The organism is Flammeovirga pectinis, assembly GCF_003970675.1.
Lineage (GTDB): Bacteria > Bacteroidota > Bacteroidia > Cytophagales > Flammeovirgaceae > Flammeovirga > Flammeovirga pectinis.
In genome coordinates this window covers 4,073,419-4,085,310 of sequence record NZ_CP034562.1, presented here as the reverse complement: position 1 = coordinate 4,085,310, position 11,892 = coordinate 4,073,419, and the positions used below count along the sequence as shown (strand labels likewise).

8 protein-coding genes are annotated in these 11,892 nt (G+C 30.9%); 6 read left to right on the top strand and 2 right to left on the bottom strand.

Annotated elements, in window-relative coordinates:
* Positions 1-2 precede the first annotated feature (2 nt).
* The 6 genes from EI427_RS16475 to EI427_RS16450 all read left to right on the top strand — a co-directional run bounded on the left by EI427_RS16475 (position 3) and on the right by EI427_RS16450 (position 9,775).
* Positions 3-2,180, top strand: a complete 2,178-nt coding sequence (locus EI427_RS16475; protein WP_126616782.1) for a T9SS type A sorting domain-containing protein — start codon at positions 3-5, stop codon at positions 2,178-2,180.
* Between the two features lie 140 nt (positions 2,181-2,320).
* A complete protein-coding gene (locus EI427_RS16470; protein WP_126616780.1) occupies positions 2,321-6,034 on the top strand; it encodes a LamG-like jellyroll fold domain-containing protein in 3,714 nt (1,237 codons plus the stop codon).
* A gap of 536 nt (positions 6,035-6,570) precedes the next feature.
* Positions 6,571-7,425 carry a helix-turn-helix domain-containing protein gene (locus EI427_RS16465; protein WP_126616778.1) on the top strand — a complete coding sequence of 285 codons (855 nt, stop codon included), beginning with the start codon at positions 6,571-6,573 and terminating at the stop codon, positions 7,423-7,425.
* A gap of 172 nt (positions 7,426-7,597) precedes the next feature.
* Positions 7,598-7,795 carry a hypothetical protein gene (locus EI427_RS16460; RefSeq protein WP_126616776.1) on the top strand — a complete coding sequence of 66 codons (198 nt, stop codon included), beginning with the start codon at positions 7,598-7,600 and terminating at the stop codon, positions 7,793-7,795.
* Positions 7,796-7,814: 19 nt separating this feature from the next.
* Complete coding sequence (locus EI427_RS16455; RefSeq protein WP_240655321.1) at positions 7,815-9,206, top strand: alkyl/aryl-sulfatase; 1,392 nt, start codon at positions 7,815-7,817, stop codon at positions 9,204-9,206.
* Positions 9,207-9,208: 2 nt separating this feature from the next.
* The gene (locus tag EI427_RS16450; protein ID WP_126616774.1) at positions 9,209-9,775 is read left to right on the top strand and encodes a ferric reductase-like transmembrane domain-containing protein; all 567 of its coding nucleotides are present in this window, start codon (positions 9,209-9,211) and stop codon (positions 9,773-9,775) included.
* A gap of 529 nt (positions 9,776-10,304) precedes the next feature.
* Here the strand turns inward: EI427_RS16450 and EI427_RS16445 are convergent.
* Both EI427_RS16445 and EI427_RS16440 read right to left on the bottom strand, forming a co-directional pair.
* On the bottom strand, positions 10,305-10,565 hold the full coding sequence (locus EI427_RS16445) for a hypothetical protein (RefSeq protein ID WP_126616772.1): 261 nt from the start codon (positions 10,563-10,565) through the stop codon (positions 10,305-10,307).
* A gap of 857 nt (positions 10,566-11,422) precedes the next feature.
* Positions 11,423-11,884, bottom strand: a complete 462-nt coding sequence (locus EI427_RS16440) for a hypothetical protein (RefSeq protein ID WP_126616770.1) — start codon at positions 11,882-11,884, stop codon at positions 11,423-11,425.
* Positions 11,885-11,892 lie beyond the last annotated feature (8 nt).

Sequence of the window (11,892 nt, the reverse complement as noted above, 5' to 3'; positions counted from 1 at the left end):
CTATGAAATTTAATAAAACTATTCTGAGTATTTTCTCCCTAGCATTTTTGCTAGGGAGTAATTTACTCTTTGCTGCTGTACCCACATGGACTGTTAACCCAAACAACTATCAATATACTATGAACGTCACTGCTTTTGTGAATGTTAATGGTACAGATTTTACAAGTACAAATGATGTTGTTGGAGCATTCGTAAATGATGAATGCAGAGGAGTTGCACAATTAGTCTATGTTAGTGCCGTGAATAGGCATTTGGCCTATATCACCCTTTACTCAAATACAATTACTGAAGACATAACTTTTAAAGTTTACCATGAATCTTCAGACACAGAAACTACAATTCAAGAAACACTCCCTTTTACAATTAATGGTAACGTAGGTTTACCATCATCAGCTTACAGTATTGCAAGTCCTACACTTAGCAGTGACGCTACATTTAATGGAGTAACTTTTTCTAATTTAAATGTGGATAGTATTACAACTGTAGGTGATACAGTTTTTGTACACACCCCATTTTATAATGTAGACCTTAGCAATGTAAATCCTGTATTTGATGTTTCCGTAGGGGCACACATAGTTTATAACAATAGGTTTCGAGGAGTTTCTGGTAACGGTTATGATTTATCGGAACGTAGAGCATTTAAAATATTATCAGCAGACCAGTCTACGTTTACAACGATCTATATTGATGTAGATAATGATAAGGTTACCCCATCAGACTTCTCAAATATGATGTCCTTTAAAGGAAAGTTATTAACAACTGGATTTAGAAAAAACACAGAAGATTATATAGCCGCTTTTGTAGGTAATGAATGTAGAGGAAAAGCAAAATTAACTTATGATAGTTTAGAAAAAGATTACTTTGTTGACTTACATGTTTATGCAAATATTATTAATGAAGCAATTGAATTTAGAATTTACACAGCAAGTAATCAGACAGTATCAACAGTTTTAAAGAATGTTTCATTTGAAAGAAATAGAGTTTTAGGTAGCACGGCCAGTCCTTATATTTTCTCAACATCTGCAACTTCATCAAACGCTGAAATTGAACGTTTATCAATTAATGGTAATTTGATCAGAAATGTAACATATACTCAAGATACTGTTTTTGTCGAATTAGATTTTCACCGTACAGATTTCACTTCTGTTACGCCAGTTTTTGAATTAAGTAGTGGAGCAACGTTACAATACAATGGTTCTAGTGCTGCAACGGCAGGGATGGCTTACGATTTTTCGAATAGTCAAGAATTTGTAGTGGTTTCACAAGATGGCTCAGCAACTCAATCAGTACAAGTTGTTGTTGCGCCAGAGCATGTAAATGCAGCTTCTTTTCAACACGAAATGCAGGTATCATCATTTGTTACAATAAATGGAGAAGCCTTAGATAATATTACTGATAAAGTTGCCGCTTTTGTGAATGATGAAATTAGAGGGGTAGGTAGTTTAGTCTATTCTTCCGACCAAGAGAGGTACGTTTCGGATTTTACGGTGTATACCAATAATTTAGCAGAGACGATTAGCTTTAAAGTTTATTCTGCTGAAGATGATAGTGTGTACAACATTGATTACAATGCAGATTTTATTGACAATGGTCAACTTGGAGAAAGTCCATATGCGTATAGTATTGCTTACCCTAGGTTAAACCAAAGTGCAATAATAGCAGGTGTAGTTATAGATGGAATTACTGACGCAAATGTTACAATTAGTGCCGATAGTATTTTAGTAACAATTGCTGAGAGTAATGCATCAATTGCGGTATTTACACCAACATTTAGTATTAGCGATGGTGCAAAATTTCTTGTTAATAATGAAGTTGCTGCTACATCTGGAGCTACCTATGATTTCAGTAATCCATTAGCAATCACAGTTATTTCTGAAGACGAGGCAACAATAACAAATTATCATTTAACAATGGCTAATGGGACTGTTTTAAGTACCGTTTCTTCTTTAGAAAAAGCAATAGTCATGTATCCAAATCCTATTCAAAATCAGTTAAATGTACAAACTGAATTTACTATAGATGGAATAAAAATAAGAGATATTAATGGTAGAGATATCAGTAATAACTTTACAGTAAATGACAACACAATCACTTTTACAGATAACTTAAGAAGTGGTGTTTACTTTGTCGAAATCCTTTCTGATAATACACTTGTTAGAAAGAAAATTATAAAAGAATAAGTATTTACCTGTTTATAAATGTATTGAATAAAGAAAGTAAGATACTATTTATGGATTACGCGCTAAGTAGTCTATAAATAGTGTTTTAGGTATAGGCTAAATAGTATTAAAGCAAAAGATGATTTTCTTTACTCGTATTAATGATATCAATAAATAAACACTATATAATTCTCTTTTTTGGCTTACTAAGTTTACCTAGTTTTGCACAACAATCTCAAGTTGTTTTTGATGTTGAAAACTCACAAACTGTAAATCAAAATTGTAATATAAAGATCTATGATTCTGGAGGTAATGATGGAAATTACCTAGGGAATGATGAAGGGACGATAGTGCTTATAGGTCAGGTAGGTAAACAAACAATTATTAGCGGAACGTATGATATTGAAACTGGCCCAGGATGTAGTTACGACAGACTTACAATATTTAAAGGCGTTGGTACAGATGGAACAATTCAGAATACATTTTGTGGTAGTCAGCCTACAAACACCTCATTATTTACCGGAGAAATTGGAGTTACCTATACATTAGAATTTGTATCTGATGGAAGTGTTAACCATGCTGGTATTGATCTTGATGTTGTTTTTGGAGAATCTTTTGTTTGCCCTACAGGTAAATTAACCTTTTCGGATTCTCTTTTTACAGAATCAAGTGATAACAATGGAGCAATCTCAGAGACATTTACAATAACACTAATAGGCAGTACTTTTACAGGTACCGACGGAGAAAATTACATTCAAGAAGAAAAACTATTTGTTGGTAATTTACCAAGTGGATTAGGAGTACAGGCAATTAAGCAATCAGATACAGAATTATTGGTCTCTTACACAGATAATGCTACTGCACATAGGTCTTCTAATAACAGTAATGAAATAACCTTCCAGTTTCAAAATACGGCTTTTATTGATGGTCAAGCAGACCGAGTAATTAATTATAATAGAACAAATATTGGTATCAATTTCAATAATCCTACGGTTAGTTTTAGTAATACTATTTTTACGGAGGAAACTAATGGAATTATAGATGGCAAAATATCAATTGCTTTAACAGGAGATCAATTTATTGGGGAAGTAAACGAAAATTTTATAGCAACTAATAAACTTTCAATATCAAATTTACCGAATGGAATTACAGGTTTAGCGGTATTAAAAAACACATCAACATTAGAAATAACTTTAATTGGTGCAGCTACAGAACATGCAGAAAGTGATAGTGTCAATTCAATACAGATAACATTATTAGATGCTGCTTTTAGTGGAGGAAACGCTTCTGAAGTAGGAACGAATACATTGTCTAATGTTCGCATAGATTTTCATAATCCAATCATTACTTTTAATGGGAAAACATTTACAGAAAATGCATTTAATAACGGTAGAATTAGCAATACACTAACCTTACGTTTATCAAAAGATACTTTTACAAGTGATGTGATTACAGCAAATAAAATCACTTTTAATAATATACCTGAAGGATTATCAGAAGAAGTTGTTTTAGTAAATGATTCGACCATAACATTTACTCTAGATGGTACTGCTCGTTATCATAATATCTCTGATAAAATTACAGATTTGTCTTTATCATTTAGTGATAATGCCTTCATTGGAGAGACAAATGGTCATGTCGTTAATGCTATTACGAATGACATTGTGATTCAGTTTGAAAACGATGAGCCTGGAAATGCATTGCATTTTGATGGTATGGATGACTATGTACAAATGCCAGGTTTTGATACTGATTTCTTTCCAAACAGATCTGCATTCACAATAGAAACATGGGTAAATGCTGATAATTGGAAACTTTCTAGTTTACAAAAAGTATTAAGTTCTACAGAATATAGCGGTGTGGCTATTCTTTTAAATGGTACTGAAATAGGAGGAGAGATATTTGATGATGTAGATAAAAAATACAGAAAGGCAACATACAGGTTACCTTCCGTTTTTGAAGGATGGCATCATATTGCACTTACTTGGAACGGCTTAAAACTCAAGTTATATGTAGATGGAGAAAATGTTGATACACACGATAGAGGGAAAACAGGAGGTACGATAAGAATTGGAGCTCAGCCAATGTTTATTGGTTGTGAATCGAGTTCATCTACAAAAATACACTTCTTTAATGGGAAGATAGATGAACTCAAATTTTGGTCTGTAGAGAAATCAGAATTAGACATTATCAACAGCATGTTCTCAGAAAGTAGTGGGTCTGAACGTAACCTAGTGAGTTATTACAATTTTAATAATGGTTCTGGTACTAACCTTTTTGACCATACTAATAACCGTAAAATTGGTACTTTGGTAAACATGTCTACATCTAGTTGGCAAGTGTCGGATATTTATACTTTGTTTAACGGAAATTCTTGGTCGAATGGCTCACCTACAAACAAAAAGAATGCAGTTATTGGTAAACAACTTGACCTAGTACTAGACTCAACTTTTTCAGCTAAAAACCTCCATTTAAGTGCTGGAAGTGCTTTGTCTTTTACTACAAATGGAGCATTATCTATCCAAGAACATCTCATAATAAATGGAATAATTACATTAGATTCTGATCAATTTATTTCTTTAAAAGGAAGTCATAAAGCAACAGGAACAGGCTATGTAGATTATCAAATACAAGGTAATGGACATACAAAAAATTATCAGCATTGGTCTACACCATTTACATCGTTAGTATTTAATTGGGGGAGTAATAGAACGTATTTTGAACCTCGGGTATCTATCACATCAAGTTATAATTTAGATGCTATCCGTTGGATTCCGTTTTCTAATTTAATGGAAGTAGGCAAAGGATATTCGTCACATAGTTTTGCATCAAAAGGCATTAGAGGTATTCCTAACACAGGAATAATTTATAGTTCTGTAGACAGTGAACCCACTATAGATTTTAACTTAGTAGGTAATCCATATATCTCGCCTATAGATGGAGAATTATTTCTCATTGAAAATGGGCCAAGAGGAAGTAACATTACAACAAATGCACTTTATTTTTGGGAGCAAGATACATTGGCGTCAATAAATTTTATAAATGGAGATTATGCTACATGGCATCCAGAACTTGGTTATGTACATGGAGGAGTGAAATATTACAATCGTACTGGAATTGTAAATGTTGCAGAGGGTTTCTTTGTAGGTGCTAATTCTGATGGTGATGTTGTGTTTACTCCAGAAATGCAAAGTGATACACCTCAAAGATCGACTACGGATATAGCCAAATTTCATTTAAGTGCTACAACCGAACGTAATGAGTATAACCAGATACTGATTGCATTTTTAGATGATGCAGAAGATAGATATGACAGAGGGTATGATATTAAAAAATTAAAAGGAAACTCAAATTTCTCTTTCTATTCTAAGATTACAAATGATACAGATGATTATGTTATTCAAGGCTTAGACGCAACATCAATTAGCTATAAGGAAGTGATGTTAGGAGTACAGATTGGAACAGACCAGAACATAACTTTTGCATTAGACAATTCAGAAAATTTAGATAGTTTACAAATTTATTTATATGATAAAAAGAACAGTCAACGATACAATCTATCTACGGATAGTGCTACGTTCTCTTTAAGTAGAGGAACATATAATGATAGGTTTTCGGTACGTTTAGAATCAGATACACCATTACAACTGACAAACAAAAAGCAAACTTTAAAAATTGGAGTAGAAGTAGGTAAAATACACCTAATAGATAATTATTTTGATGAAATTAGTATCTATAATTTTGATGGCAAACGATTGAAATCAGCTCAAATTAATGGAAGGAGTACTATTACTCATAATTTTCCTAAAGGAAACTATATCCTTGTTTTATCTTCAAAAACAAATCAGATTAGTAGAAAAATACAACTTAAGTAATTGATTGTTATCTTATTTAATGGAAATCTGTAACTTACTTTTAGTTGCAAATTGCAATTATATAAATTGAAATTTTTTCAAAAAAGTACTAAGCTAAAATTTAATTCCAAATAGATTTAAATAGGGGTGTCCACTTACCAAAACTAGCTGTCTCTAGTGTGTAAGTAACAAAAATAATAATTATGAAAAAGCTCATTCAATTGACTTATTTAATAGCCCATTATTTTCTAATTGTTAAAACAAAAAAGAAAATAACGAATACAGAAAATAGTACTATAAAGTAATATTATATATAAACGCATCCATTATGCAATTGGGTAGTGTCTTTTGCATAAACTGTTAGATAGAAGGATAATAAAAGTAAAGTTTGATCGTAGAACGAAGGTAAATAGTTAGTATTAGGTAAAGTAAGTACTTTAAAAGTACTTAGAATAATGAAAAGTAAAAGGAGAGCTTGTTGAGTTCTCCTTTTTTTGTGTATTCGTTTTTTAGAAAAGTGAAAATTTCATGTAGATTGAACTTTAAAAAATTAGCTTTTGGAAAAAATACCCAACATATCATTCAAAACAGATAAATTTGAAAAAGGATTTGAAATTATTCCTTTTTCTGTACTGTTCGATAGATTGAAAAATACCACCGGACATAATCCGAAGAAGTTACATCGAATTCAATTTTTTATCCTATTTGTAATTACAGAAGGATATGGGACACATCAGGTAGACCTTACCGAATACAAACTTAAAAAAGGGAGTGTTTTAAAAGTTGCAAAAGGGCAAATTCATGCTTTTACGGAAGAGCTTCATTATGAAGGATATTGCATTGTTTTTACAGAAGATTTTCTGTTAAAGTATTTTTCTTCTTCTTCCATTTATGCCATTTCTCATTTTTATAACTATCACTTGTCTTTTCCTGTAGTTAAAGATGTATCATTTAATGATTTCTTTATTAGACAAATCAAGAAGGAAATAGAAGAAGAAAATGCATATCTCAAATTAGACCTATTAGCGAAGATTTTGGAGATATATTTACTGCGTTTAGAAAGAGATGTACACTCAACCAATCTTATTGGAGAGAACAAAAAATATTATTTACTTTTTTCTGATTTTAGAGAGCTTGTAAATAATGAGTATTCAAAAACTAGAAATGTGAAAGATTATGCACAAATGCTTTCTATTTCGTCAAAACATTTGAATTATATTGTAAAAAATTACACTTCTACTACGGCTAAATCATTTATAGATGAATATGTTTTACTAGAAGTAAAAAGGACATTATTAACTTCTAATTTTCCACTCAAAGAGGTTGCTTATATGATGGGGTTTGATGAAGTTACTAACTTCACGAAATTTTTTAAGAAGCACACAGGAATTACGCCTAAAGAATATAGGTAAAGTAATCTCATTTCTTTTTTTATAAACTATGTGGTGCTTTCGTTACTATTTTTATAAATGATAATTTAATTAAGTTTTAATAAGAATATGTTTCATATTTACCATTTTTAGCAACTGATTTACCTTTACTATTTTATTCATAATAGAGATCTTTGTAAAAAAAGAAATTATTATGAGTAAAGTACAATCTTGCCCTACTTGTGGTGGTACATCAAAAATCAAAGATAATGATGGTGTGATTCAATATGAATCATTACAAAGCAGTGAGTTAGAACAGAAAATTGTTAAGCTAAAAAAAGCAATGATGAAATTTAAAGAGAAATCAGAAGCTCTTGAAGAAGAATTGAAGCAACTGAAAGCAAAACAATAATTATCATTTAATTACCAATATGACAACCAACCTAATTGACCAAAGAAAGAGTTCTATCCTATCAATTTTACTATTCGTTATAATGATGATTAGCGGCTGTGATACTGTTCAAAGCACATCTAATACGAAACTTAAAGAGCATCCAAACATCACAAAGTTAAAGAATCAATCCAAAGAATTTACACCTGATATTATTCAATTAAATGAAAATATTTATGTAGCTGTAGGTTACGATGGGTCGAATACTTCAATGATTATTGGTGAAGATGGTGTGATAATAGTCGATGCACTCAGAGCACTTGGTGCGGCTGAAAAAGTAGCCAAAAAATTTAGAGAAATAACTAGTAAACCTGTAAAGGCATTGATCTATACACATGGTCATCAAGATCATACTGGTGGGGCTTCTGCATTTATTGGAAATAATAAAAGCGTTAAAATTATTGCTAGGACAGGCTTTAAAGAAGAACTACAAGAAAACTCTCCTGTAAAACCTATTTTACAAAAAAGAAATGCGAGACAGTTTGGGAGAGATTTACCATTACAAGATATTATTAATAGAGGTGTAACGGCAGGAGTAACATCAAAAGACAGAGTAGGCAAAGGGTATATCAAACCAAACCTTACTTTTAATGATTCTCTCAGCGTATCTTTTGCAGAAGTTGACCTACAATTGTATGCGGTAAATGGTGAAACAAATGATGGATTATTTGTTTGGGTACCCTCAGAAGAAGCACTTTTTGTAGGCGATAATTATTACAATGCTTTCCCTAACTTATATGCCATTCGAGGCTCTAGATATAGAGATGTTCAGGCTTGGGGGATAGCTATAAATGAGATGAGTAATTACCCTGCAGACTATTTAATTCCTGGGCACACTCGACCTCTTTCTGGTAAAAAGACTGTACATGAAAATTTACGTAACTACGGTAAGGCCATTACTTTTGTATATGATAAAACCATTGAATGTATGAATAAAGGGTATACTCTTGAACAAACCGTTGAAGCCGTTCAACTTCCAAATACTTTAAAAAATAGACCAAATTTACAAGAGTTTTATGGAAGTGTGCCTTGGGGTGTTCGTTCCATTTTTACACATTATGTAGGTTGGTTTGATGGTAATCCAACGGATTTATATCCACTGGCTTTAAAAGAAGAAGCAGAAAATATTATCACTTTGGCTGGTGGAGAAGAAAGGCTTTTTGAAGTACTCAAAAAAACAATTAATGAGGAGAGTTTTCAATGGGGACTACAATTATCGGATTACCTTTTACAAATTAATTATCATAGAAAAGCAGTAGTTCAATTAAAAGTGAAGTGTTTAAGGGGACTTGCGGCACAGCAAATCAATGCTCCCGCAAGAAATTATTATCTGTCTTATGCTTACGAATTAGAAGAGCCAAAAAGAAACTAATTATGAAATTTATAAAGAAAAACTATGGTTGGATTATAGTCGCTATCTTGGCGTTACTACCCCTAATTCCTATATCAAATTTTGCCTTTATTAAAGGAAATAATAATGTAGAAATGTTATATCATATATCTGGTGAATTTGCTATTAGATGGATGACAGCGGTATTAACTTTGACCCCGTTCTATATTCTTTTTGGTGTTTCTAACCTCTTTGTCAGGCAAGCAATGGGAATTGCAACCGCACTTTGGAGTATTCTTCACTTTGTAATTTTTATTATCAAAGAGGGGTTTTTAGAGACATTTACAGAGATAAATTATATAGCTGGGTTTATAGCTACACTTATCCTTGTGCCCTTATTAATTACATCAAATCGAAAATCAATGTTTCGATTAAAATCAAATTGGAAGAAGTTACAGAGAATGGCCTATGTCGCAATTATATTGAGCCTTCTACACATTTTATTACTTGATAAAACATGGATTATTTATGCAGTTGTTGTAGGTCTTGGTTTTATAATTAGAATTCCATTGATAAAGAATAGTATTTCATCCTATAAAATAAATAAATAAAATTTGTGAAAATTGGAGTTACTTCGGCAGGTGGACAGCTAATACAGTTTTCACAAAAGCGTTGATTTAAGAAATTGGAAAGGAAAATTATAACAGTAGGGAAGAATTTGATGTAGCATTACAAGGTGTAGATAAAGTTTTACTGGTTTCAGAAATGGATGATTCCTAAAAAAGAATTCAGCATCAAAAGTATTTTAATTTCCTATATGATCTTAGTTATAATAGAAGTATTGATTAAGATATTTTTTTATGTAGTTTACTTTTTATTGTTTGTATTTAACATAATATTAATTATATAAATAACATAATAAAATATGGCTTTTATTAGGAACACATTGAGATTAATCAGGTAAAACATAAAAGTAGAAACCCGTTAATTAACTATAACCTTTTAAAAATGAATAAGAAATATATTCTTTACCCAAATTATAGATGATTTATTAGCATCAATTAGTGTTTTACCCGTTTCCATATTTTGGAAACGGGTTTTTATATCTCAATTATTTAGAGATGTAACTTTAAAATGATATTAATTACAAATATTTGGAAGGAGTATTACATTTCCTGAAATATCTACATTAATAATCATTCTTTCATCGGGAAAAGTCTCTGTACAAGAACTGACTTTAGTATGGTATTGTACAGTGTATGTACCAAGACCATCAGGAAATGCAGTACCAAAGTGTTGATCATCACCAACTCTATTTATGATATTAATACTTCCGGCGTCTGAACCAGTAATTCTAAAAACCTCATTATTAGAATTTTGAACGACATCTCCAATTTTCACAGGTTGATAAGGGGATCTAGGCTCCTCATTTTTCTTTCTCTCAGAACAGGAGAATAAAAAACTAAGTAATACTAGAATTGTAATTAGGTTTTTTCATATTTACTTTACATTTTAATTTATATCTAGTAAAGCGTAAAAACATGTTACATACCCTATTCTTAAATGAATTTATTTTCTCTCTCTTATAACAAAAAAAAGAGCACTCCAATGGAAAGCTCTTTTTTAACTACTATCTATACTACTATTATTCTATCTACACTTAGTTAAACGGGTTATTATAGTGGGTATGCTTGCAATATTTGATTGAATAGTATCATATTTTAATTTTTTACTATCAATCTATATTTACTTAATGTCTTTATTTATACAATATGTAACGGTGTAACATATTTAAGGTTACTTAATTATCCCTTAATATTTTGTTAAGTAACAAACTTGAAACACGTATCCTTTTAAAAGGATGATCATCAGGTGTTTAGATTAAATTTTTATCATAAAAAAAAGAGCACTCCATTGGAAAGCTCTTTTCTATATAACTACTATCTATACTACTATTATTCTATCTACACTTTAATAAACGTGTTATTGTAGAGTAATAATTGACAGATTCTGATTGAATAGTATCAAATTCTATTTTTTAAGTTTAGGTATTCCCTATTTTAAAATTCAATTATAAACTAATGATCAGCAGGTGTTTACATTAAATTTTCGTCATAAAAAAAAGAGCACTCCATTGGAAAGCTCTTTTCTATATAACTACTATCTATACTACTATTATTCTATCTACACTTTAATAAACGTGTTATTGTAGAGTAATAATTGACAGATTCTGATTGAATAATATCAAATTCTATTTTTTAATTCAATTCTAAAATTTCAAATACCTCTCTAACTGTTATAGAATCAGAAGGTTGATACGGAGAGAATTTATAGAGTACATTCCTTTTATATTGTTCTTGCATTTGGGTATTTCTAACGGTCATGATTTCTTTGAGTACTTGCATCTCTTTTTTTAAGAATGATGTATTTGAATCTACTTTTGCTCCCAGATCAGTTTCAATACTTTTTTCAACATCATTTATCCGTAAATCAATACCTTTAGTAGCCTTATTTAAGTTGAAGATTAAGCTATCTGTATTGTCTATTTTTTTAAGGATTGAATGAGATTCTTGTGCTGTTAAATAGGTCTTATTAATAATAGAATCTTGCATTTCAACTAATTTTTTGAGTGTATTTTTATGCTTACTATCTAACCGATTAAAACGATTAACCTGATCTTTTTCATACCTTAAAATAGCATTATTTTGGTTCTGTCGCAAAGATTCCT

Bases quoted from the DNA above. Each gene is read 5' to 3' on its own strand.
- EI427_RS16475 (WP_126616782.1), top strand. From the start codon at position 3: ATGAAATTTAATAAAACTATTCTGAGTATTTTCTCCCTAGCATTTTTG.
- EI427_RS16470 (WP_126616780.1), top strand. From the start codon at position 2,321: ATGATATCAATAAATAAACACTATATAATTCTCTTTTTTGGCTTACTA.
- EI427_RS16460 (WP_126616776.1), top strand. From the start codon at position 7,598: ATGAGTAAAGTACAATCTTGCCCTACTTGTGGTGGTACATCAAAAATC.
- EI427_RS16455 (WP_240655321.1), top strand. From the start codon at position 7,815: ATGACAACCAACCTAATTGACCAAAGAAAGAGTTCTATCCTATCAATT.
- EI427_RS16450 (WP_126616774.1), top strand. From the start codon at position 9,209: ATGAAATTTATAAAGAAAAACTATGGTTGGATTATAGTCGCTATCTTG.